18 protein-coding genes and 1 pseudogene are annotated in these 22,166 nt (G+C 65.0%); 15 read left to right on the plus strand and 4 right to left on the minus strand.

Annotated features, from left to right (window positions below):
* Positions 1 to 38 precede the first annotated feature (38 nt).
* From FOM02_RS15490 to FOM02_RS15500, 3 genes are all read left to right on the plus strand, one after another.
* Entirely contained in the window at positions 39 to 1,232 is a 1,194-nt protein-coding gene (locus tag FOM02_RS15490) for an MFS transporter (RefSeq protein WP_027558220.1), read from the plus strand.
* 126 nt (positions 1,233 to 1,358) lie between these two features.
* Positions 1,359 to 1,778: a hypothetical protein gene (locus FOM02_RS15495; RefSeq protein ID WP_027558221.1), complete on the plus strand. Its 420-nt coding sequence runs from the start codon at positions 1,359 to 1,361 to the stop codon at positions 1,776 to 1,778.
* A gap of 135 nt (positions 1,779 to 1,913) precedes the next feature.
* Positions 1,914 to 2,123, plus strand: a complete 210-nt coding sequence (locus FOM02_RS15500) for a hypothetical protein (RefSeq protein WP_027558222.1) — start codon at positions 1,914 to 1,916, stop codon at positions 2,121 to 2,123.
* A gap of 77 nt (positions 2,124 to 2,200) precedes the next feature.
* Here the strand turns inward: FOM02_RS15500 and FOM02_RS15505 are convergent, their stop codons facing one another.
* Together FOM02_RS15505 and FOM02_RS15510 are read right to left on the minus strand one after the other, a co-directional pair.
* The gene (locus FOM02_RS15505) at positions 2,201 to 4,594 is read right to left on the minus strand and encodes a TonB-dependent siderophore receptor (RefSeq protein WP_027558223.1); all 2,394 of its coding nucleotides are present in this window, start codon (positions 4,592 to 4,594) and stop codon (positions 2,201 to 2,203) included.
* A 382-nt stretch (positions 4,595 to 4,976) separates the two neighbouring features.
* Entirely contained in the window at positions 4,977 to 5,954 is a 978-nt protein-coding gene (locus FOM02_RS15510; protein ID WP_027558224.1) for a LysR family transcriptional regulator, read from the minus strand.
* Between the two features lie 119 nt (positions 5,955 to 6,073).
* Between FOM02_RS15510 and FOM02_RS15515 the strand changes: the two genes are divergently transcribed.
* The 10 genes from FOM02_RS15515 (at position 6,074) to FOM02_RS15560 (ending at position 17,318) form a co-directional block, all read left to right on the plus strand.
* Entirely contained in the window at positions 6,074 to 7,111 is a 1,038-nt protein-coding gene (locus FOM02_RS15515) for a class 1 fructose-bisphosphatase (protein WP_027558225.1), read from the plus strand.
* An 11-nt stretch (positions 7,112 to 7,122) separates the two neighbouring features.
* Positions 7,123 to 7,998, plus strand: coding sequence for a phosphoribulokinase (locus FOM02_RS15520; RefSeq protein ID WP_027558226.1), 876 nt, complete (start codon positions 7,123 to 7,125; stop codon positions 7,996 to 7,998).
* A gap of 16 nt (positions 7,999 to 8,014) precedes the next feature.
* Complete coding sequence (gene tkt / locus FOM02_RS15525) at positions 8,015 to 10,036, plus strand: transketolase (RefSeq protein ID WP_027558227.1); 2,022 nt, start codon at positions 8,015 to 8,017, stop codon at positions 10,034 to 10,036.
* A 14-nt stretch (positions 10,037 to 10,050) separates the two neighbouring features.
* Positions 10,051 to 11,136 (plus strand): class II fructose-bisphosphate aldolase, encoded by a 1,086-nt coding sequence (gene fba, locus FOM02_RS15530; RefSeq protein WP_027558228.1) that lies wholly within the window; start codon positions 10,051 to 10,053, stop codon positions 11,134 to 11,136.
* Between the two features lie 31 nt (positions 11,137 to 11,167).
* Entirely contained in the window at positions 11,168 to 12,628 is a 1,461-nt protein-coding gene (locus FOM02_RS15535) for a form I ribulose bisphosphate carboxylase large subunit (RefSeq protein ID WP_027558229.1), read from the plus strand.
* Between the two features lie 11 nt (positions 12,629 to 12,639).
* A complete protein-coding gene (locus FOM02_RS15540) occupies positions 12,640 to 13,047 on the plus strand; it encodes a ribulose bisphosphate carboxylase small subunit (RefSeq protein WP_027558230.1) in 408 nt (135 codons plus the stop codon).
* Positions 13,048 to 13,149: 102 nt separating this feature from the next.
* Entirely contained in the window at positions 13,150 to 14,082 is a 933-nt protein-coding gene (cbbX, locus tag FOM02_RS15545; RefSeq protein ID WP_027558231.1) for a CbbX protein, read from the plus strand.
* On the plus strand, positions 14,069 to 14,815 hold the full coding sequence (rpe, locus tag FOM02_RS15550; RefSeq protein ID WP_416207771.1) for a ribulose-phosphate 3-epimerase: 747 nt from the start codon (positions 14,069 to 14,071) through the stop codon (positions 14,813 to 14,815). The genes cbbX and rpe overlap by 14 nt, the downstream gene beginning before the upstream one ends.
* 267 nt (positions 14,816 to 15,082) lie before the next feature.
* Positions 15,083 to 16,936 carry a putative bifunctional diguanylate cyclase/phosphodiesterase gene (locus FOM02_RS15555; RefSeq protein ID WP_035730076.1) on the plus strand — a complete coding sequence of 618 codons (1,854 nt, stop codon included), beginning with the start codon at positions 15,083 to 15,085 and terminating at the stop codon, positions 16,934 to 16,936.
* A gap of 169 nt (positions 16,937 to 17,105) precedes the next feature.
* Complete coding sequence (locus FOM02_RS15560; RefSeq protein WP_027558234.1) at positions 17,106 to 17,318, plus strand: hypothetical protein; 213 nt, start codon at positions 17,106 to 17,108, stop codon at positions 17,316 to 17,318.
* A gap of 21 nt (positions 17,319 to 17,339) precedes the next feature.
* Here FOM02_RS15560 and FOM02_RS15565 read toward each other — a convergent pair whose 3' ends face one another.
* A complete protein-coding gene (locus FOM02_RS15565; RefSeq protein WP_027558235.1) occupies positions 17,340 to 18,707 on the minus strand; it encodes an NAD(P)/FAD-dependent oxidoreductase in 1,368 nt (455 codons plus the stop codon).
* Positions 18,708 to 18,749: 42 nt separating this feature from the next.
* Entirely contained in the window at positions 18,750 to 19,439 is a 690-nt protein-coding gene (locus FOM02_RS15570; RefSeq protein WP_027558236.1) for a GntR family transcriptional regulator, read from the minus strand.
* Positions 19,440 to 19,550: 111 nt separating this feature from the next.
* On the opposite strand from FOM02_RS15570, the gene FOM02_RS15575 reads away from it, so the two are divergent.
* The gene (locus tag FOM02_RS15575; protein ID WP_027558237.1) at positions 19,551 to 20,438 is read left to right on the plus strand and encodes a transporter substrate-binding domain-containing protein; all 888 of its coding nucleotides are present in this window, start codon (positions 19,551 to 19,553) and stop codon (positions 20,436 to 20,438) included.
* 132 nt (positions 20,439 to 20,570) lie between these two features.
* Positions 20,571 to 22,102 (plus strand): annotated as a pseudogene (locus FOM02_RS15580) (Do family serine endopeptidase).
* Positions 22,103 to 22,166 lie beyond the last annotated feature (64 nt).

Raw genomic sequence — 22,166 nt, forward strand, 5'->3', positions numbered from 1 at the left:
GGGAATGAACGTTCCCGATTGTTTGGAGACCACGTGAAATGACGATGAATGCTACGATCGAGACTGCGCCCAGGCCGGATGCGGTGTCGCAGCGACTAACCTTCGTGCTGGCCGCGGCCTGTGGCATGGTCGCCGCCAACATCTACTACGCCCAGCCGCTGATCGCCCCGATCAGCGCCGCGCTCGGCCTGTCGCACGAAGCGGCCGGGCTGATCGTCACCATGACGCAGATCGGCTACGGCGTCGGGCTGCTCTTCATCGTGCCGCTCGGCGACCTCGTCGAGAATCGCGCGCTGATCTGCTCGGTCATCACGCTCGGCGCGGCCGCGCTGCTCGCCGCTGCGTTCGCCACCCACGCGCTGCCATTCCTGATCGCCGCTTTATTCGTCGGGCTCGGCTCGGTCGCGGTGCAGATCATCATTCCCTATGCCGCGCATCTTGCGCCCGAAGCCATCCGCGGCCGCGTCGTCGGCAACGTCTCGACCGGCCTGATGCTCGGCATCATGCTGGCGCGGCCGGTGTCGAGCTTCGTCACGGCGGCCGCCTCATGGCACGCGGTGTTCTTCTGCTCGGCCGCACTGATGATCGTGCTCGCGGCGGTGCTGTGGATGACGCTGCCGAAGCGCAAGCCGGTCGCGCGCATGCATTACGGAACGCTGCTGCTCTCCATGCCGCATCTGGCCCTGACTACGCCGCTGCTCCGGCGCCGCGCCCTGTACCAGGCGAGCCTGTTCGGCTGCTTCACGCTGTTCTGGACGGTGGCGCCGCTCCAGCTCGCCAGTGAATTCGGCTTCACCCAGCGCGGCATCGCGCTGTTCGCGCTCGCCGGTGTCGCCGGTGTGTTCGCAGCTCCCATCGCGGGACGGCTCGCCGATCGCGGCCATAGCCGCATCGCGACGCGGGTCGCCATGCTGCTCGCCGCCGCCGGTTTTCTGGTGACCTATCTCGGCGCGCCCGGCTCGATGCTGAACCTCGCTTGTCTCGTCGTGGCCGCGATCGCGATCGACATCGGCGTGCAGGGCAACGTCGTGCTCGGCTTTCGCGCCATCTTCGTGCTCGGGCACGAGCACCGCAGCCGCCTCAACGGCCTTTACATGGCGACGTTCTTCGCCGCCGGCGCTGCCGGCTCGGCGGTCGGCGCCTGGGCCTTTGCGCAGGGCGGCTGGACGCTGGCATCGGCCATTGGCCTTGCCCTGCCGGTCGCGGGCCTGCTCTACGCCGCCACCGAGTAGGGCTGCGATGGTGCGATGCGTTTACCAAGCCTCGGCCGGCGCCCGAATTTCCATCTCGCGATTTCCGCAGCGCTGTAGTACTTTGGTCGCAAGCGGCCTTGGTTAACGGGCGGCAGGGGGAGGCTGATGAGGCGTGCGGGACTGTTTGGCGTACCGCGAGTACGGCCATGGTCGTGGCAGGCGTTCCTGCTCGGATTCGGCGTCGTCGCAGCGTCGGCTGCGATTCAAGGCATCTGCGTCGCGCTCGGCGCAAAGCTCTATTTCGCGGCATTCCTGCCCAGCCTGTTCGTGCTCGGCATCGTCGCAGGCGCGCCGGCGGCGGCGTTCGCGGCGCTGCTCACCGTGCCGCTGGTGTGGTGGGCGTTCATACCGCCCTTCTTCGAGTTCATGCCGCTGACCAGCGCGAATGCGGATTCCATCAACTTCTTCTGCCTGCTCGCCGTGCTCCTGATCGGCCTTGCCGATCTCTGCCGCGAGACGATGGCGATCATCAGCCGCGGCGGGCTGAAGCCGTCGGGCGAAAGCGCGGCAACGAATTCGCAATAAATCGGCGGTGCCGGATCGCGCGCGTTGCGCGTGCGCAACAGTCCGGCAACCATCCGCGAGCTTGCTGCGCGGCGCTAACTTTTCGAAAAAGATTTGGCCGCAATTTCTCCCCCGGGAATGACGAGGGAGTTTTCGATGAACGGCCAAATAAACGGTCACGCCATTTTGGAGAACGTGCGTCGCTATCGCGGCATCGCATCTCTCTATCGCCAGACCGCCGCATTCCGCCCGGGCCAGAGCTGGTCGCTGCTGGAGCAGGCGAGGGACTGGGAAGCGCGGGCGCTGTCGGAGCTGGAAACCTACTTTGCCACGCGCGTGGATTACGCCGCCCCGCTCGCGGCCTGATCGTTAACCATCGCAGCACGGAGGTCGAAAGGCGCGAACCGCATGCGAGGGATCGCAGACGCTCGCGCCATGACCGGTCAGAACCTGTAGCTCGCCTGAACGCGCACCGTGCGGCCCTGACCGGGCGAGATGTTGTTGTTGCCGTCGGCGGACGCCCAATAGCCGCGGTTGAAGATGTTCTCGACCGTGAGCTGCGCGCGCCAGTTGGCATCGATCGTGGCGTAGACGCCGGCATCGAAGCGCACGAAGCTCGGCAGGCGCACCGTATCGTCGGACGACGCAAACGAGTCGCCGAAATAGATGATGCCGAGCGCGGCCGCCCACATCGGCGTGAACTGATATTTGTTCCACCAGGCGAACTGATTGTACGGGACAAGCTGCACGCGGTTGCCGGGCACCACGGTCGCCGACGTTGCGCTCGTGATCTTCGCATCCGTATAGGCATAGCCGAGCGAGGACTGCCACTGCTCGGTGACATAGCCGACGAGGCTCGCCTCGAAGCCGCGCGTCAGCGTGCTGCCGGAGGGCAGGAAGAAGCCGGGATTGTTGCCGTCCGCGATCGGCTGGTTGGTGCGGTTGAGATTGTAGATCGCGGTGGAGAACAACAGCTTCGGATTGATGTTCCACTTCATTCCGACCTCGGTGTTCTCGAACTTCTGCGGCTGGAGGATCAGCGTGCCGTCGTTGAGTGAGGAGAACTGGTCGCCGGAGGCGGGCAAATAGGAGATGCTGTAGGCGGTGTAGACCGACATGGTCTGCATCGGCTTGAGGATCACGGCCGCCTGCGGCGACACCAGATTGTCGGTGCGGTTGCGGTTGATGTTGGTGTTCATGTCCAGCGCCGACATCTCGAAGCGGTCGAACCGAGTGCCCAGGATGAGCTGGAGCGCGCGCGAGAATTCGATGGTGTCGCGCAAGTAGCCGGATTCGACGTTCAACGCATATTTGCTGTTGGAATCCGGCGTCGTGACGCCGTCGCCATTCACGCCGGTGAAATGATGGATGAAGGTCACCGGGCCGAAATAGGTCGGTGCGAACGGGTTCTGCACGATGGTGTTGGTGCCGTTCGGGAGGATGCCGGTGTTGCGGATGTCGACGCCGGTCTGGCGGCCGAACTCGGTGCCGAAGCCAAAGGTGTGCGCGATCGGGCCGGTCCAGCCCTTGTAGGTGAAGTCGGTCTGGTTGAAGACATTGTCGCGGTTGGTGGTGTGCTGATAGGCACCGAGGTTGAACGCGGTGTCGGCCGCATTGACGGCGCCGGCGAGCGGCCCGTTGGCCGGATAGACGTTCTGGTAGAATTTTTGGTAGTCGGCCGCGATGGTGCCGTTGCGCATCGAGAGCCCGTTCTGGAAATCGTGCTCGATGATCGCCATGCCGGTCTGCACCGTCGCCTGCGCCGTGTTGAGGCTGGGGCTGCCGAAGAAGGTCTGGAGATTCCCGTTCGGTGCAAACGGCGTCGTCGGGTTGAAGCGGGTGACCCCGCCGGGAAGGCTCTGCGAGGGATTGCCGCGATCGGCGGTGCGGCCGTCGTGGTAATATTCGTAGGACAGCTTGACCCTGGTGAAGTCGTCAGGCTTCAGCGTGACGGTCGGGTTGATGCCGTAGCGCTCGAGATGGTTGAAGTCGCGGAACGCATCGCTGCCCTCGTAGAACATGTTCAGCCGCGCGGCCACGTTGTCGTTGATGGCCTGCCCTGCATCGAGCGTGACGCGGCGGTCGCCCCATGATCCCGTCTGCGCACTCGCCTCGTAGATGCGCCTGCCGTCGGCCTCCTTGAGGGTGCGGTTGAGCACGCCGCCGCCGGCGCCGCGGCCGAAGGTCAGCGCGCTCGGGCCCTTCAGCACCTCGATGCTCTGGGCGTTGTACAAGTCGCGGAAGTACTGGACGTCATCGCGGAAACCGTTGACGAAGAAGTTCGCGCTGGAATCGACGCCGCGGATGACGAGCTCGTCGCGATTGCCTTCGCCCTGGTGCACAGCGACGCTCGGGACGTAGCGGGTGACGTCGGTCAGGCCCTGGTAGTTCTGGTCGCGGATCTGCTCGTGGGTGATGACGGAGAGCGATTGCGGAATGTTGACGATCGGCGTGTTGCTCTTGGTGGCAACCGAGGTGCTGTTGGCGAAATAGCCGACCGTGCCGGTGCGCGCGTCCTGCGATGGCGTGAACGGCTTCGGCTGGTCAGTCGTCTCCGGCCTCCGCGCGGTCTGGGGCCGGCGGGTCCGTGGGCCGCTCGACCGGCGCGCGGCGGGGGACGGGTTCGAGCGACCTCGCGTTTCCGGTGCGGTGACGGTGACGGGCGGGAGCGTCGCGCCTTGTGCCGGCGCGGATTGTGCGAAGGCTTGCGGGCTCACGAGAAATGCGGCCGAAATCATCAGGGCGGTGAGAATAGCGCCCGCGATGCCTGGCGCCTTGTTATCGAAAATCCGGCCTGCGGACGGCGACACCTCTGCGTTGGCTGCGATATGACTCATCGCGCCCTCCCTCAACTCTGCAAAACTCGCCCGGATTCCCCAAGGATGCGGCTGGACGCGGGGCAAGACGCATCCGTGCACGCGAAGTCACTGCGTGCATGAACACTGAGGGCGTCGAGCAATTCCTGGACATGAGATTTGAATCGTTCGAAACAATTCGAATTCCGGCGATCGGCCGGATGGGGCAGAACCCGTGGCGACTACGGAGTTCTCTCGGTGCCCGCCTGTGCTAGCAACGGCCGACCGAAATCATCTTCAAACCGGCCGGGGGGCAAGCGATGACCACCTTCAACCGCATCTTCACGACGGAGCGTCTGCTCCAGATCATCGTGGTGCTGGCGGCGACCGTCGCCATGAAGCTCATGAGCTGAGCGCCTGCGAGTTATCGTCCGCCGAACTCGGGCACGTCGGGCAGATAGTTCGAGCCTTCCGAGCCGAGAAAATCGAACATCGCCTGCGCAGGCGGCAGCAGCACCTTGTCGCTGCGGCGGATCACGTACCATTGCCGCACGATCGGCAAGCCCGCGACGTCGAGCACGATGAGGCGGCCCTCGGCGAGCTCGTGCGCGACCGTGTGGGCCGAGATGAAGGCGATGCCGAGCCCGGCGATCACCGCCTGCTTGATCGTCTCGTTGCTGCTCATCTCCATGCCGATGATCGGCTCGAGATCCGACTTCTGGAACATGCCCTCCATCAGCGTGCGCGTGCCGGAGCCCGGCTCGCGGGTGAGGAAGGTCTCGTGCACGAGGTCGGTCAGGCTGAGGCCCGAATCCTTCTCCAGCCAGTGCCCCTTGCGCGCGACGATGATGTGCGGATTGCGTCCAAGCTGACGCACGTCGACGCTGACATCGGCCGGTGGCCGACCCATCACCGCGAAATCGAGGTCGTAGCCGTGCATGGCTTCGCGAATCTCCTCGCGATTGCCGATGGTGAGCTTGATCTCGATCTTCGGATGCCGCTTCGAGAACGCAGCGATCGCATGCGGCACGAAATATTTCGCGGTCGAGACCGCGCCGAGATGCACGGTGCCGCCGGTGCGCCCGGCGAGCAGGTCGAGTGCGCCCTGGCAGTCCATGATCGCGGCCTCGACGCGTTCGGCGAGCGCCAGCACTTCCCGGCCGGCCTCCGTCAGTAGCATGCCGTCGCCGGTCCGCTGCACCAGCGGCAAGCCGGCAAGGTCCTGGAGCTGCCGCAGCTGCTGGGTCACGGCCGGCTGCGTCAGCCCCAGATGGCCGGAGGCCGCCGTGACGCTGCCCTTGGCCGAGAGCGCCGCGAGCGAGCGCAGCTGCCGGATCGTCAGATGCCGGAGCTGGGCCGCCGCATGGCCGGGGCCATTATAAGAAAATTCTTTGGCGCTCATTATGAATAGAAATTTTCCTTATTAGGCCGCCCCTGTCAATCTCCTCGTGCTGGGACTGACCGCACCGACCTCCAGCGGGGAGGGAACTGGATGCGGCGCCAGCAAGGGGATGGACGCAGATGACCGGGCAACTCAGGCTGGACGACCACCTTCAACGGTATTCCGAGACGGCGCCGCATGCGCTTGCCGTGGCGGCCGCAGTCGATGCCATCGCAGCTGCGGCGATCGAGATCGCCGACCTTATCGCGACCGGCGATCTCGCCGACGCCTCCGGCCTGACCACCGGCCGCAACAGCGACGGAGATGTCCAGCGCGACCTCGACGTGCAGGCCGATGCGATCCTGCGCCGCTGCCTTGGCAAGCTCCCGATCGCGGCGCTGGCGTCGGAGGAGATGCGCGAGCCGCAGATCGGTGACCGCGAGGCAAAGATCTGCGTCGCGATCGACCCGCTCGACGGCTCCTCCAACATCGACCTGAACATGACTGTCGGCACGATCTTCTCGATCCTGCCCGCGCCCGACGACGTCTCGCTCGCCTTCCATCAGCGCGGGTCAGCGCAACTCGCCGCCGGGTTCGTCACCTACGGTCCACAGACCTCGCTGGTGCTGACGCTCGGCGACGGCGTCGACATCTTCACGCTCGACCGCAAGGCCAATTGCTTCCGGCTCGCCCGCAGCGCCGTGCAGATCTCCGAGGCCTGCGAGGAGTTCGCGATCAACGCCTCCAACCGCCGGCACTGGGATCCGCCGGTGCGCGCCTTCGTCGACGAATGCCTCGCCGGCGTCGAAGGCCCCGCCAACCATAACTTCAACATGCGCTGGATCGGCTCGCTGGTGGCGGAGGCTTATCGCATCCTCACCCGCGGAGGCGTGTTCCTGTATCCGTCAGACGCGCGTCCCGGCTATGGCGACGGCCGCCTGCGCCTCACTTATGAGGCGCATCCGATGGCCATGATCATCGAGCAGGCCGGCGGCTCGGCCTCGACCGGGCGCGAGCGCATCCTCGATCTGTCGGCGCAAAGCTTGCATCAGCGCGTGCCGCTGATCATGGGCTCGAGCAACGAGGTGCGGCGCGTTGAGGAACTGCATTGCGACCCGCTTTTGGTTGCCAGCGTCGCCGCGCCGCTGTTCGCGCGACGCGGCTTCTTCCGGCTGTAGGAGGGCGTCCCATGTCCAGGAAGCATCCGATCATCTCCATCACCGGCTCCTCCGGCGCCGGCACCACCTCGGTCAAGAAGACCTTCGAGCAGATCTTCTTCCGCGAGAAGGTCAACGCCGTCTACATCGAGGGTGATGCCTTCCATCGCTACGACCGCGCCGAGATGCGCACGAAGATGGCCACCGAGGCCGAGCGCGGCAACAAGCATTTCAGCCATTTCAGCCCCGAGACCAATCTGTTCGAGGAGCTGGAGCGCGCGTTCCGCGACTATGGCGAGACCGGAACGGCGACGACGCGGCATTACGTGCACGACGCAGAAGAATCCGCGCTGCACGGCGCTGCACCCGGCACCTTCACCGAATGGGAACGGCTGCCGGAGAATTCAGACCTCTTGTTCTACGAGGGCCTGCACGGCGCTGTCGTCACCGACAAAGTCAATGTCGCACGTTATGCCGACCTCAAGATCGGCGTCGTGCCCGTCATCAATCTCGAATGGATCCAGAAGCTGCACCGCGATCGCAGCGCGCGCGGCTATTCGACCGAGGCCGTCACCGACACGATCCTGCGGCGGATGCCCGACTACATCCACTACATCTGCCCGCAATTCACCGAGACCGACATCAACTTCCAGCGTGTGCCGACGGTGGACACCTCCAATCCGTTCATCGCGCGCTGGATCCCGACGCCGGACGAATCGATGGTCGTGATCCGCTTCAAGAATCCGCGCGGCATCGACTTCCCTTATCTGCTCTCGATGCTGCCGCACAGCTGGATGTCCCGCGCGAACTCGATCGTGTGTCCGGGCGCGAAGCTCGATCTTGCGATGCAGCTGATCCTGACGCCGCTGATCATGCAGCTGATCGAGCGCAAGCGCAGCTTGAAGTGAACGAGGAGAGAAACCGATGAACATCTCCGTCCACGCCGAAGCCGACCTCACCGCGGTCACGCACAACGATCTCGCCAACGCCGTCCGCTTCCTTGCGGTCGACGCCATCGAGACCTCGCAGTCCGGCCATCCCGGCCTGCCCATGGGCATGGCCGATGTCGCGACCGTGCTGTTCTCTCGATTCCTCAAGTTCGACTCGGCCCATCCCAACTGGCCGGACCGCGACCGTTTCGTGCTGTCGGCGGGCCATGGTTCGATGCTGCTCTATGCGCTGCTGCATCTCACCGGCGGCGCGGTCAGCCTCGACGACATCAAGGCCTTCCGGCAATGGGGCTCGAAGACGCCGGGCCATCCCGAATATGGCCACACGCCAGGTGTCGAGACCACCACGGGTCCGCTGGGGCAGGGCATTGCGACAGCCGTCGGCATGGCGCTTGCCGAACGCATGGCCAATGCGCGGCATGGCGACGGCCTCGTCGATCACTTCACCTATGTCATCGCCGGCGACGGCTGTCTGATGGAGGGCATCAGCCAGGAGGCGATCTCGCTGGCCGGTCATCTCAAGCTCGGCCGCCTGATCGTGCTGTTCGACGACAACGGCATCTCCATCGATGGGCCGACGTCGCTTGCGACCTCGGACGATCAACTCGCACGCTTCGCCGCCTCCGGCTGGTCGGTGCGCCGCGTCGACGGACACGATCCCGAAGCCGTTGCGCAAGCGATCGCGGAAGAGCGCGAAACCGCAAACCCGTCGCTGATCGCCTGCCGCACCATCATCGGCTATGGCGCGCCTGATAGACAGGGCACCGAGAAGGCGCATGGCGCGCCGCTCGGCACCGAACAGACCGCGGCAGCGCGCCGAACCCTCGGTTGGGACTATCAGCCCTTCGTCGTGCCGATTCCCGTCGCGAAGGCGTGGCGGATGATCGGGCAGCGCGGGCAGGTCGAGCGTCTTGCCTGGCTCGATCGTTATGAAGGCGCAACGCCCGAGCAGCGCGATCTGTTCGTCGAGGGCAAAGCTGTTGCCCTGCCGAACGCCTATGCCCAGGCCTCGGCGAAATTGCGCGAGCGCTTTGCCGGCGAGCGGCCGAAGCTCGCGACGCGGCAGGCCTCGCAACAGGTGCTTGATGCCATCGCTGGAACGATTCCCGGGCTGATCGGAGGCTCTGCCGACCTGACGCATTCGAACCTGACGCACGCCAAGGCCCAAGTCCCCGTCAAGAGCGGCGCATTCGCCGGCGATTACATCCATTACGGCATCCGCGAGCACGGCATGGCGGCTGCGATGAACGGCCTCGCGCTGCATGGTGGGTTCATTCCCTATGGCGGCACCTTCCTCGCCTTCTCCGATTACAGCCGGCCCGCGATCCGCCTTGCGGCCCTGATGCGGCTGCGCGTCATCCATGTCATGACGCACGATTCCATCGGCCTCGGCGAGGACGGACCGACGCATCAGCCGGTCGAGCATCTCGCCGCGCTGCGGGTGATTCCGAACCTTCTGGTGTTCCGTCCGGCCGACGCGGTCGAGACGCTGGAAGCCTGGGACTGCGCACTTGAAGAGGAGGATCGTCCCTCCGTGCTCTGCCTGTCGCGGCAGGCGTTGCCGACCTTCCGTAGCGATGTCCGCGGCAGGAATCGGGTCGCCCGTGGCGCCTATCTCATCGTCTCGCCCGCTGGCGGGCGCGACGTCACGCTGATGGCGACCGGCTCGGAAGTGTCGATTGCGTTGGAAGCGGCCCGACTGCTCGCAACCGAGCACGTGCGTGCGGCCGTGGTCTCCGCGCCGTGCTTCGCGTTGTTCGAGGAGCAGCCGGACGATTACCGCGCTGCCGTGCTCGGCACCGCACCGCGCGTCGGCGTCGAGGCAGCAGTCGCCGGCGATTGGCATCGCTGGATCGGCAGTGACGGCGAGTTCGTCGGCATGCGCGGCTTCGGCGCCTCGGCGCCGGCTCCGGTGCTGTACCGCGAATTCGGCATCACGCCGCAAAGCGTTGCCGAAGCCGCCCGCCGGGCGATCGCCCGCGCTCGCAAGCAATAACAGGAGGATCTGTCGTGGCCCGTATCACCCTTCGCCAACTGCTCGATCATGCCGCCAATCACGGCTACGCCGTGCCGGCGTTCAACATCAACAACATGGAGCAGGGCATCGCGATCATGCAGGCGGCGGCCGAGGTCGACGCGCCCGTGATCATCCAGGCCTCGCGCGGTGCGCGCAGCTATGCAGGCGATCTCATGCTGTCGCACATGATCGACGCGCTGGAGCGGACCTATCCGGACATCCCGCTGTGCATGCACCAGGACCACGGCAATGACGAAGCGACCTGCGCCTCCGCGATCGCCCATGGCTTCACCTCTGTCATGATGGACGGCTCGCTCAAGGCCGATGCCAAGACCGCGGCGGATTACGACTACAACGTCGCGATCACGCGCCGCGTCGTCGATCTCGCCCATTGGACGGGCGCCTCGGTCGAAGGCGAGCTCGGCGTGCTTGGCTCGCTCGAGCATGGTGGCGGCGAACAGGAGGACGGCCACGGTGTCGAGGGCAAGGTCAGCCACGACCAGTTGTTGACGGATCCCGACCAGGCCGTCGACTTTGTCCGCGCCACCAAGGTTGATGCGCTCGCGATCGCGATGGGCACCTCGCACGGCGCCTACAAGTTCAGTCGCAAGCCGGATGGCGACATCCTGGCGATGCGGGTGGTCGAGGAGATTCATCGCCGGCTGCCGAACACGCATCTCGTCATGCACGGCTCCTCCTCGGTGCCGCAGCCGCTCCAGGACATGTTCAACCAGTTCGGCGGCGAGATGCCGCAGACCTGGGGCGTGCCGGTGGAGGAGATCGTCCGCGGCATCAAGAGCGGCGTGCGCAAGGTCAATATCGACACCGACTGTCGTCTGGCCATGACCGCCGTGTTTCGCAAGGTCGCGACGCAGGCGCGCTCCGAGTTCGATCCGCGCAAGTTCCTCAAGCCGGCGATGGATGCGATGCGCGAGCTCTGCCGCGATCGCTTCGAGCAGTTCGGCACCGCTGGCCATGCCAGCAGGATCAAGGTCATTCCCTTGAGCGAGATGGCGCGGCGCTACCGCGCCGGCGAGCTCGATCCGCGCATCGGCGCCCGCGAGCCGGTCGCAGCCTAATCATTCAGAGAGAGAAGAGCAGGAGAGAGCCATGAACGCACACGCAGGAACCGTCCGGGGCAAGGAAAGATATCGCTCGGGCGTGATGGAATACAAGCGCATGGGCTATTGGGAGCCCGACTATATGCCGAGGGAGACCGACGTCATCGCGCTGTTCCGCGTGACGCCGCAAGAGGGCGTCGACCCGATCGAGGCATCCGCCGCTGTCGCCGGCGAATCCTCAACAGCGACCTGGACGGTGGTGTGGACGGATCGCCTGACCGCTGCGGAGAAATACCGCGCGAAGTGCTACCGCGTCGATCCGGTGCCGGGCACTCCGGGCTCCTATTTCGCCTACATTGCCTATGACCTCGACCTGTTCGAGCCCGGCTCGATAGCCAATCTGTCGGCCTCGATCATCGGCAACGTGTTCGGCTTCAAGCCACTCAAGGCGCTCCGTCTGGAGGACATTCGCTTCCCGGTCGCCTATGTGAAGACGTTCCAGGGACCGGCGACCGGCGTCGTGGTCGAGCGCGAGCGGCTCGACAAGTTCGGCCGGCCGCTGCTGGGCGCGACGGTGAAGCCGAAGCTCGGGCTTTCGGGGCGCAACTACGGCCGCGTCGTCTACGAGGCGCTGAAGGGCGGGCTCGACTTCACCAAGGACGACGAGAACATCAACTCGCAGCCGTTCATGCACTGGCGCGATCGCTTCCTCTATTGCATGGAGGCGGTGAACCGGGCGCAGGCGGCCACGGGCGAGGTGAAGGGCACCTATCTCAACGTCACCGCGGCGACCATGGAGGACATGTACGAGCGCGCGGAATTCGCCAAGGAGCTCGGTTCGGTGATCGTCATGATCGACCTCGTGATCGGCTACACCGCGATCCAGTCCATGGCGAAATGGGCACGCCGCAACGACATGATCCTGCATCTGCATCGCGCCGGTCACTCGACCTATACGCGGCAGAAGAGCCATGGTGTGTCGTTCCGCGTCATCGCCAAATGGATGCGACTCGCCGGCGTCGATCACATCCATGCCGGCACCGTGGTCGGCAAGCTCGAAGGCGATCCCAACACCACGCGCGGCTATTACGACGTCTGCCGCGAGGACTTCAACCCGATGAAGCTCGAGCATGGCCTGTTCTTCGACCAGTCGTGGGCGAGCCTCAACAAGATGATGCCGGTGGCCTCAGGCGGCATCCATGCCGGGCAGATGCATCAGCTGCTCGATCTCCTCGGCGAGGACGTCGTGCTGCAATTCGGCGGCGGCACCATCGGCCATCCCATGGGCATCGCCGCCGGCGCGATTGCCAACCGCGTGGCGCTGGAGGCGATGATCCTCGCCCGTAACGAGGGGCGCGACTACGTCCATGAAGGCCCGGAGATCCTGGCGAAGGCGGCGCAGACCTGCACGCCGCTGAAGTCCGCGCTCGAGGTCTGGAAGGACGTCACCTTCAATTATCAATCCACCGACACGCCGGACTTCGTGCCGACGGCGCTGGAAACCGTCTGAGGAGATTTGACATGAAACTGACCCAGGGCTGCTTCTCGTTCCTGCCTGATCTCACCGACGACCAGATCTACAAGCAGGTGCAGTATTGCCTCACGAACGGCTGGGCGGTGAACATCGAGTTCACCGACGATCCGCACCCCCGCAGCACCTATTGGGAGATGTGGGGCCTGCCGATGTTCGATCTCCAGGACGCAGCCGGCGTGATGATGGAGCTCGCCGAATGCCGCCGGGTGTATGGCGACCGCTACATCCGCATCAGCGGTTTCGACTCGAGCCACGGTTGGGAGTCGGTGCGGATCTCGTTCATCGTCAATCGGCCGCCGAAAGAGGCGGAGTTCGAGCTGGTGCGGCAGGAGGTGGGCGGACGCGCCATCCGCTACACCACCGTGCGAAAGCTCGCCGCGCACGCTTCTCAATAACCATTCTCGTTCCGCGCGGAGCACTCCCTGCTCCGTTTCCTTGGCGGACCACTGCTTCGCCGCATCCCCCCCGCGGCGAAGCTCTTTTCTTCGAGGGTAGCTATGCTGGATGTCCTCCACGCCACGACGACCGAGCCCGGTGAGACGAGTTTCGATCTTCGCAAGGAAGCGGAAGCCGCCGGGATCACCGACACGCTGCAACAGCTCGAGCAGGAGTTGATCGGGCTCAAGCCGGTAAAGAACCGTGTGCGCCAGATCGCCTCGCTGCTGCTGATCGAGCGCATCCGGCAGCGCGCGGGCCTCGCCGCCGCGCCGCCGACGCTGCACATGTCGTTCACCGGCAATCCCGGCACCGGCAAGACGACGGTGGCGCTGCGTATGGCGAAGATTCTGCACGGGCTCGGCTTCGTGCGGCGCGGGCAGGTGATCTCGGTGACGCGCGACGATCTCGTCGGCCAATATATCGGCCACACCGCGCCGAAGACCAAGGAGATCCTGAAGAAAGCGATGGGCGGCGTGCTCTTCATCGACGAGGCCTATTACCTGCACCGGCCCGACAACGAGCGCGACTACGGCCAGGAGGCGATCGAGATCCTGCTCCAGGTGATGGAGAACCAGCGCGAGGATCTCGTCGTGATCCTCGCCGGCTATGGCGAGCGGATGACGAGCTTTTTCGCCTCCAATCCCGGCTTCCGTTCGCGCATCGCTCACCACATCGAATTCCCTGATTATGCCGAATCCGAGCTGCTCGTTATCGCCGAGCTGATGCTGAAGGAGCGCGGCTATCGCTTCTCGGCGGCCGCACGGGAAGCATTCGAGAAATACATTGCGCTGCGCCGGACCCAGCCGTTCTTCTCCAATGCGCGCTCGATCCGCAATGCCGTCGACCGCATCCGCCTGCGTCAGGCCGATCGCCTGGTGTCCGATCTTGACCGCATGCTCGATGTCGCCGATCTCGAAACCGTCGATGCCGCCGATGTGCTGGCGAGCCGCGTCTTCAGCGGCGGGGCCGACGCGCGGAGTGCAAAACAATGACCAAGCAGATCATCATGCTCCCTCCATCCTGGCGGCTGATTTCGCCCGCCTCGGCGAGGAGATCGCGGCGATTGACGCAGCCGGTGCCGATTGGATCCATTGCGATGTGATGGACGGACATTTCGTGCCGAACATCAGCTTTGGCGCCGACGTCATCAAGGCGATCCGGCCGGTGACGTCGAAGATCTTCGACGTTCATCTGATGATCGCGCCTGTTGATCCGTACCTTGAGGCGTTCGCCAAGGCCGGTGCTGACGTCATCACCGTCCATGCCGAGGCAGGTCCGCATCTCGACCGCTCGCTCCAGGCAATCCGCGCGCTCGGCAAGAAGGCGGGCGTCAGCCTGTGCCCGGCGACGCCAGAGAGTGCGATCGAATATGTGCTGGATCGTCTCGACCTTGTGCTGGTGATGACGGTCAATCCTGGTTTCGGCGGCCAATCCTTTCTCGAATCCCAGATCGGGAAGATCAGGCGTATTCGCAGCATGATCGGCGACCGGCCGATCCGGCTCGAGGTCGATGGCGGCGTCACGCGCGACAATGCTGCTGCCGTCGCCGCCGCGGGCGCCGATACGCTGGTCGCGGGTTCGGCGGTGTTCCGCGGCAAGAGCCGCGCCGATTATGCCGCCAACATTTCGGCCATTCGCGCCGCTGCGGAAGCCGGTGGGGTTCCGAAGTTGCAGGATATTTCCGCGCAGCCGATGCGCGCCGGAGAGGGCGCGCTCATTCGGTAGACTACGGACGGGACGCGTGGCGATGTTGCTGTGGTCCCCTTTGTGCGAAGGCATGCCACTTTTCTCCGGGGTTCTACGGAGGATGCCGCACAAACTGATCGGTTCTTTTCAGGCCGGGGTAACCAACGCGGCCGGGGCGCGAGTTCGATTAACGCCCGCGCAATGTTAAGCGCCTCAATCTGCGGTTTAGGAACGCTATGAGAGCGCGGGGATGCGGAACGCAGATATTTGCGGGCATGAGGCCTGCACGCGGCGCGGAGCGATGGCATGATGCACCGCTTGTTCGCCGAGCAGCTCCGCTGCGCCACCGATGCTGCCGGACAGGTCGATCTCGTCAAGCTGGGCGAGCTCGTCAGCGCGGCTTACGAGGCCAGTGATCGCGGCCGCCAGAGAATGACGGATGTGCGCGGGCACACCCATGACGAGGTCGAGCAGGATCTGCTGCGGACCCAGGAATTCCTCGACACCATCGTCGAGAACATCCCGATCGCCGTGTTCGCGAAGTGCGCAAAGGATTCGCGCTACATCCTGCTCAACCGCGCCGGCGAGAATTATTACGGCGTGCCGCGCGAGCAGATGCTGGGCAGGACTCCCGAGGAGATCTTCCCGGCCGACGTCGCCCGCATGGTCAACGAGCAGGACCGGCGGGTGGTCGCCAGCGGCATGCCGATGTTCCTGGAGGAGTACCTGCTCGAAGTCGGCGTCAAGGGCCACGACCGCGTCGTGAATTCGCGCAAGATGCTGATCACGGACGGCGCGGGTGAGCCGCAATATCTGGTCGGCGTGATCGAGGACGTCACCGAGCGGGTCAACACGCAGCAACGCATCAGCCATCTCGCACATCACGACGTGCTGACCGATCTGCCCAACCGCAGCGCATTCAACGTTGCGCTGGCGGAGCAGCTGGAACGGGCGCAGGACGCTTCGACCAGCTTTGCGGTGCTGAGCCTCGATCACGACCGCTTCAAGGAAGTCAACGACGTGTTCGGCCACCCCGTTGGCGACATGCTGATGCGGGCGGCGGCGGACCGTCTTGCGGCGGAGGCCGACGGCGCCTTCATCGCCCGCGTCGGCGGCGACGAGTTCATGATCCTGCTGCCGGACGATGCGTGCCGGGACGCGGTGCTGGCGCTCGCCGAACGTCTGGTCGAGGCGATCGGCACCGAGCTCGAGGTCGACGATTATCTCTCCCATGTCGGGCTCAGCGTCGGCATCGCGGTCTACCCCGATGACGGCGTGGATGCGGCGACGCTGCTCGCCAACGCCGATTCCGCGCTCTATCGCGCCAAGCGCGAGGGCAGGGCCCGGGTCCGCTTCTTCGAATCCGAGATGGATCAGGAGCTGCGCGACCGCAGGCTGTTGCAGCACGATCTGCGCCAGGCGCTGGAGCAGAACCAGCTCCTCGTCCACTTCCAGCCGCAGGCCCGGATGGACGGCGAGGTCGTTGGCTTCGAGGCGCTGCTGCGCTGGAACCACCCGACGCGCGGCTTCGTGGCGCCGGACCAGTTCATTCCGCTCGCCGAGGAGAACGGGCTGATCATCCAGATCGGCGAATGGATCCTGCGCGAAGCGTGCCGCGAGGCGGTGTCGTGGCCGCGGCCGCTGCCGGTCGCAGTCAATCTGTCGCCGGTCCAGTTCCAGGCCGGCGACCTCGAACGCTCGATCCACCAGATCCTGCTGGAGACGGGGCTCGCGCCAACGCGGCTCGAGGTCGAGATCACCGAGGGTGTGCTGATCGGCGATTTTACCCGCGCGCTGAATCTGCTGCGGCGTTTGAAGGCGCTCGGCATCCGCATCGCCATGGACGATTTCGGCACCGGCTATTCGTCGTTGTCCTATCTCCAGTCGTTTCCGTTCGACAAGATCAGGATCGACCGCAGCTTCATCTCCAATCTCGAGGCGAGTCCGCAATCGGCCGAGATCGTCCGCGCGGTCCTCAGCCTTGCGCGCGCCCTGAACATTCCTGTCGTCGCCGAAGGGGTGGAGACGGAAGCACAGTGTGCCTTCCTGGCGGGGGAAGCTTGCGACGAGATGCAGGGCTACCTCATCGGCCGGCCCGAACCGATCGAACGGTATCTCGATCTGATCGGCATCACCGTCGAGCGCCGCCGCTACGCCTGAGGCCTTGCGAGTTCCCCCGGTTCTGCGCCAGGAACCAATCTTCGCTTGCGGATTTCTGAAAAGTTAACTTTGATGAGGCCGGCCGTGCGCGCAGCAAATCTGTTGCACGGCCGCCATCGGCCTGACGCAAATCAGGGCAATAAGCCCAGTGAATGCGAGGGAGGGTCTCATGGAGAACGTACGTCGCTACCGGGCACTAGCGTCCCTCTGTCGTCAGCAGGCGGCTTACCGGCCGCTCCAGACCTGGGAACTCCTCGGCCAGGCCGAGCATTTCGAACATCTCGCCGAGACCGAGCTGAAGGCGCATTTCGACGCCTGCAATGCACAACGCGACGAGGACGCCGCCGCGGCCGCAGCGTGGGAGACTCACGTCGCGGCGTGAAGGCAGCCGGCCGGCGAGCGGTCAGAGTAGACCGCGGCTCTCGGCACTCTCGAGTTCGTCCATGAGTGCCTTGTTCTCGTAGCGCGCGAGCGAGAGGACGCCGGCAAAGGCGGGTGTCGGCGCGCCGACCACGGCGCGCGCACAGAGATCGCCGGCGGCGCAGGCTGACATCGTTCCATAGCCCGACAATGCGGCCGTGAGGAATACACCTGCAGTCTTGGCCGCGCCGATCAGTGGCCAGTTTTCCTTCGTCATCGGATAGAAGCCGCCGTAATGCACGCGGTCGCGGGGCAGGGCACCAAGATATTGCCCGAGCGCGGGCTGGAGCCGGCTTGCGGCGCGAAGCACAATCTCAGGGAAGTAAGGATTGAGCTCCGGCTCGCGCGTGGGCTCTGATGGCTCCGAGTTGAAGGCCCAGCCAAGCTTGATCCATTGGCCGTGGTCGCCGCCGTCGGGGCGGCAGTGAATGCTGCCCGGCATCGGCTCCAGCAACCGGGCGAGGTCCGGGTCGGCCGCCAGCGCCTCACGTTCCTCCGGCGACCAGGCCAGCGTCTGGCCGTCGAGGTCGATTGCAAAGGGCATCTTGCGATCGACCGCGCGATGGCGGTCGACGAAGGCGATCTTCTGCTGAAGCACGTTGTGCATCGGCAGCTTTTCGCCGTGCATCGCAGAAATGTGCGCCGCAAACGGGCCTGCCGCATTGACGATGATATCGGCCTTGAGGGTCTGGCGCTCGCCGTCGGCGACGACGTCGACCTGAAACCGGTCGGCCTTGGCGATGCCCACCACGCGCGCCTGCTGAAATTGGACCGCCAACGGTCGCATCGTCTCCAGCATGTACTGGCCGAGCTGTTGGCCGCTGATGTCGCCGGCCCGGCGGATGTGAAGCGCGGTCGCGGCCTCCTTGTCGAAGGCGGGATAATAGCGCTGGATCAGGTCGCGGCCGCGCAGCACATCGACGCCGTCGGGTGCGGTCTGCCAGTCCACCGAGAGCGGCGGCGAATAGGTCTGACTGGTGCCCTCATGCTGGCGGATCAGTTTCGAGGCCGCGGCGCCGTAGCCGGCATGCAACTGACGGAGCAGCTCGTCCGGACTGTCGTCGCGGGTCACGAGGAGGTAGCCGCGCCGCGTCATGTGGATGCGATTATCCGTGCGGCGCGCGACGTCCTCCATCAGGTCCGAGCTGTGGTCGGTAAACGCGGCCATGGTCGGATGCGGCCACCAGTTGCGATAGTTCTCGCCTGACTGCGCCGACGTCAGCGCCATCGGCTGGCCTTGATCGACGATCAGGAGGCGCGAGCGCTTGTGCTCGACGGCGAGGTAGTAAGCGGTGGCAAGGCCCGCCATGCCGGCGCCAATGACCAGGATTTCGACGTCGTTCGTCTTCAAGCGTACTCTCCGTTGGCTCGCGGGACAGATGATCCCCCGGGATCAGTCGGTCTCGTCCCGTGATGCGAGACGCTGCGCCGATCGCAGCGTCTTCTGCGTCTGAACGATGTGCTCGCGCAGCAGGCGCACGGCCTTCTCGACCTCGCCGTCGCGGCAATATTCGAGCAGCTGGTAATGCTCGCGCTGGGGCCGTTCCTTGCCGGTCGCACGCGACACGAGGGTGCGGGTGAAGCGGCTCACATGGCCGTAATTGGCCTCGATCATCGCGAGCAGGCGAGGGCGATTGCAGGGGGCGTAGAGCGCCTTGTGGAAGCGCCAGTTGAACGCGCCCCATTGCTCCGGATCGGGCTCCGCGTCGTAGGAACGCAGGATCTTTCTGGTGTCGTCGAGATCGATATCGCCCATCGCCGGAATGGCGAGCCGCAATGCGTGGCATTCGAGTGCGATGCGGATTTCGAGCAGCTCGACGACCTCGTCGATGGAGAGATCGGAGACGACCGCGCCCCGGTTGGGCAGGAACGTCACGAAGCCTTCCGCTTCAAGCTGGCGCAGCGCTTCCCTGACGGGAATGCGGCTGGTCCCGAACTTCTCCGCGAGCTCGTCCTGACGAAGCTGGATGCCGGGCGCGAGCTCGCCTGCACTGATCGCGCGGCGCAGCGCCTCGCGCACGGCATCAGGCGTGGAGCCGTGACCGCCGCCACTGCGCTGCTTTGCCACTGCTCCCGATTTCATCCGGCACCCTGTCGCGGTTGGCTTGACCCAGATTGTATAAAATCTGTTTGCGGATTATGCAATACGGCGTATAAAATATTGAGAGATTGTATCCAAACTAGGAGTGGCGTGATGAAGGACCTGTGGTATTCGCTGATGTTTTTGACCGCGCTGACGGCGCCCGCGCAGGCTCAGACGCCGGGCGGGACGCTGGCGAAGATCAAGGATGTCGGCGAGATCCGGCTCGGCCATCGCGACGTCTCGGTCCCGTTCTCCTATCTCGACCAGAACCAGAAGCCGGTCGGCTTTGCGATGGATCTCTGCGTGCGGATCGTCGATGCGGTGAAGGACGAGCTCAAGCTGCCGGCACTTCAGACCAGGCTGCAGCCGATCCAGCTCAGCACGCAGATTCCGTTGATCGAGAACGGAACCATCGACATCGTCTGCGGTCCCGCCACCAACACGCTGGAGCGCCAGAAGGTGGTGGCCTTCAGCAATACCATCTTCGTCTCGAGCATTCGCGCTGTGGTCCGGAAGGATGCGCCGATCAAGACGTTCGAGGATCTCAAGGACAAGCCGGTCGCGCTCACCACCGGCTCGACGTCGATCACGCTGTTGCTGGCACGCAGCCAGGAGAAGAATTTCGGCTTCAAGCAGGTGCTGTCGCCGGACCATGCCGCGTCGTTCCTGGCGCTCACGACCGGCCGCAGCGACGCCTTCGTCATGGACGACATCCTGCTCGCGGGACTCATCGCCAGCAGCCAGACGCCGGACAATTGGCGGATCATCGACGACAGCCTGCGCACCGAGCCTTACGGGCTGATCATCCGCAAGGGCGATCCAGAGTTCAAGGCATTGATCGACAAGACGCTGGTCGCCATGATGAAGCGCGGCGAGTTCGCGGAACTCTACGCGAAATGGTTCACAAAACCCATTCCGCCCAAGAATGTGAACCTGAACTTCCCGATGCCGACGCCGCTCAAGGATGCGGTCGCCAATCCGAACGACAAGGGCGTGTGATCGCTCGACGGCATGGTGCAGCTCTTCTGCTGCGCCGTTCTTTGCCAAGATTTAATCGGACGGACGGGACGTCGTAAGGTGACGATGTCCATGTTGGGTTCAAGGCGACTTACCCAACATGGACATTTCGACATGAACGATCGCGTCAATTCCGACACCCCCCGCAAAATCCTGAAGCCGCGCCGCCTCGCGCTGCTCGGCACCGTGGCCGCGCTCGGCGTGGCCGTGCTCGCTGCCTCTCCCGTTTCCTCGCAATTCGGCGTCAACTCCTTCGTCGCGCCGGCCCAGGCCGCGGAAGGCGCCGCGACGCCGCAGGGCTTCGGTGATCTCGTTGCCAAGGTCAAACCCGCCGTCATCTCGGTGCGGGTCAAGATCGACCAGGACAACGACAAGAGCGCGATGATGCAGCAGAACCGGATGGATTCGGACGAGGATTCGCCGTTCGACCAGTTCTCGCGGCAGTTCGGTTTCCGCGGCCCCGGCATGAACGGCATGCCGCGCCAGCGCCACCAGGTCATCACCGGCGAAGGCTCCGGCTTCTTCATCTCCGCCGACGGCTATGCCGTGACCAACAACCACGTCGTCGACCATGCCGAATCCGTGCAGGTGACGATGGATGACGGCACGGTCTACACTGCGAAGGTGGTCGGCACGGATCCGAAGACCGATCTCGCGCTGATCAAGGTCGACGGCAAGAAGGACTTCCCGTTCGTCAAGTTCTCCGACCAGAAGCCGCGCATCGGCGACTGGGTGGTCGCGGTCGGCAATCCCTTCGGCCTCGGCGGCACCGTCACGGCCGGCATCGTCTCGGCCAGCGGCCGCGACATCGGCAACGGCCCCTATGACGACTTCATCCAGATCGACGCGCCCATCAACAAGGGCAACTCCGGCGGTCCGGCCTTCGACATGAGCGGCAACGTGATCGGCGTGAACACCGCGATCTTCTCGCCCTCCGGCGGCTCGGTCGGCATCGGCTTCGACATTCCGGCCTCGACCGCGAAGCTCGTCGTCGCGCAGCTCAAGGACAAGGGTGCGGTGACGCGCGGCTGGCTCGGCGTGCAGGTGCAGCCGGTGACGTCGGACATTGCCGACAGCCTCGGCCTCAAGGAAGCGCGCGGCGCGATCGTCGACAATCCGCAGGACGGCAGCCCGGCGGCGAAGGCCGGCATCGAGGCCGGCGACGTCATCACCGCCGTCAACGGCACCGCGATCAAGGACTCCCGCGATCTCGCCCGCACCATCGCCACGCTGGCGCCCGGCACCTCGGTGAAGCTCGACGTCTTCCACAAGGGCGCAGCCAAGACGTGACGCTCGCGCTCGGCGAGCTGCCGAACGAGCGGCAGGCCCAAGGCAAGACCGGCGAGGGCAAGGTGCAGCCGGACGCCGGCACGCCGCGCCTCGGGCTGAGCCTGGCTCCGGCCGGCGAGGTGCAGGGCGCCGGCCAGAAGGGCGTCGTCGTCACCGAGGTCGATCCGCAAGGGCCTGCGGCGCAGCGCGGCATCCAGACCGGCGACGTCATCCTCAATGTCGGCGGCAAGGCCGTTGCCAATGTCGGCGACGTCCGCTCGGAGCTGGCGCAGGCGAAGTCCTCCGGCAAGCGCAGCGTGCTGTTGCAGGTCAAGAGCGCGGAGGCGACCCGCTTCGTCGCGGTGCCGCTCGCGTAAGGCGAACGTCGACCGAACCAAATCCAAAGGCGGCCCTTGGGGCCGCCTTTTCTGTTCGCCTTCA

It is taken from the genome of Bradyrhizobium sp. SEMIA (assembly GCF_014844175.1).
Classification (GTDB): domain Bacteria; phylum Pseudomonadota; class Alphaproteobacteria; order Rhizobiales; family Xanthobacteraceae; genus Bradyrhizobium; species Bradyrhizobium arachidis.

Excerpts from the sequence above, each read along its gene's own strand:
- FOM02_RS15490 (WP_027558220.1), top strand. The coding sequence starts at position 39 with ATGACGATGAATGCTACGATCGAGACTGCGCCCAGGCCGGATGCGGTG.
- FOM02_RS15495 (WP_027558221.1), top strand. The coding sequence starts at position 1,359 with ATGAGGCGTGCGGGACTGTTTGGCGTACCGCGAGTACGGCCATGGTCG.
- FOM02_RS15500 (WP_027558222.1), top strand. The coding sequence starts at position 1,914 with ATGAACGGCCAAATAAACGGTCACGCCATTTTGGAGAACGTGCGTCGC.
- FOM02_RS15505 (WP_027558223.1), bottom strand. The coding sequence starts at position 4,594 with ATGAGTCATATCGCAGCCAACGCAGAGGTGTCGCCGTCCGCAGGCCGG.
- FOM02_RS15510 (WP_027558224.1), bottom strand. The coding sequence starts at position 5,954 with ATGAGCGCCAAAGAATTTTCTTATAATGGCCCCGGCCATGCGGCGGCC.
- FOM02_RS15515 (WP_027558225.1), top strand. The coding sequence starts at position 6,074 with ATGACCGGGCAACTCAGGCTGGACGACCACCTTCAACGGTATTCCGAG.
- FOM02_RS15520 (WP_027558226.1), top strand. The coding sequence starts at position 7,123 with ATGTCCAGGAAGCATCCGATCATCTCCATCACCGGCTCCTCCGGCGCC.
- tkt (WP_027558227.1), top strand. The coding sequence starts at position 8,015 with ATGAACATCTCCGTCCACGCCGAAGCCGACCTCACCGCGGTCACGCAC.
- FOM02_RS15535 (WP_027558229.1), top strand. The coding sequence starts at position 11,168 with ATGAACGCACACGCAGGAACCGTCCGGGGCAAGGAAAGATATCGCTCG.
- FOM02_RS15540 (WP_027558230.1), top strand. The coding sequence starts at position 12,640 with ATGAAACTGACCCAGGGCTGCTTCTCGTTCCTGCCTGATCTCACCGAC.
- cbbX (WP_027558231.1), top strand. The coding sequence starts at position 13,150 with ATGCTGGATGTCCTCCACGCCACGACGACCGAGCCCGGTGAGACGAGT.
- FOM02_RS15555 (WP_035730076.1), top strand. The coding sequence starts at position 15,083 with ATGATGCACCGCTTGTTCGCCGAGCAGCTCCGCTGCGCCACCGATGCT.
- FOM02_RS15560 (WP_027558234.1), top strand. The coding sequence starts at position 17,106 with ATGGAGAACGTACGTCGCTACCGGGCACTAGCGTCCCTCTGTCGTCAG.
- FOM02_RS15570 (WP_027558236.1), bottom strand. The coding sequence starts at position 19,439 with ATGAAATCGGGAGCAGTGGCAAAGCAGCGCAGTGGCGGCGGTCACGGC.
- FOM02_RS15575 (WP_027558237.1), top strand. The coding sequence starts at position 19,551 with ATGAAGGACCTGTGGTATTCGCTGATGTTTTTGACCGCGCTGACGGCG.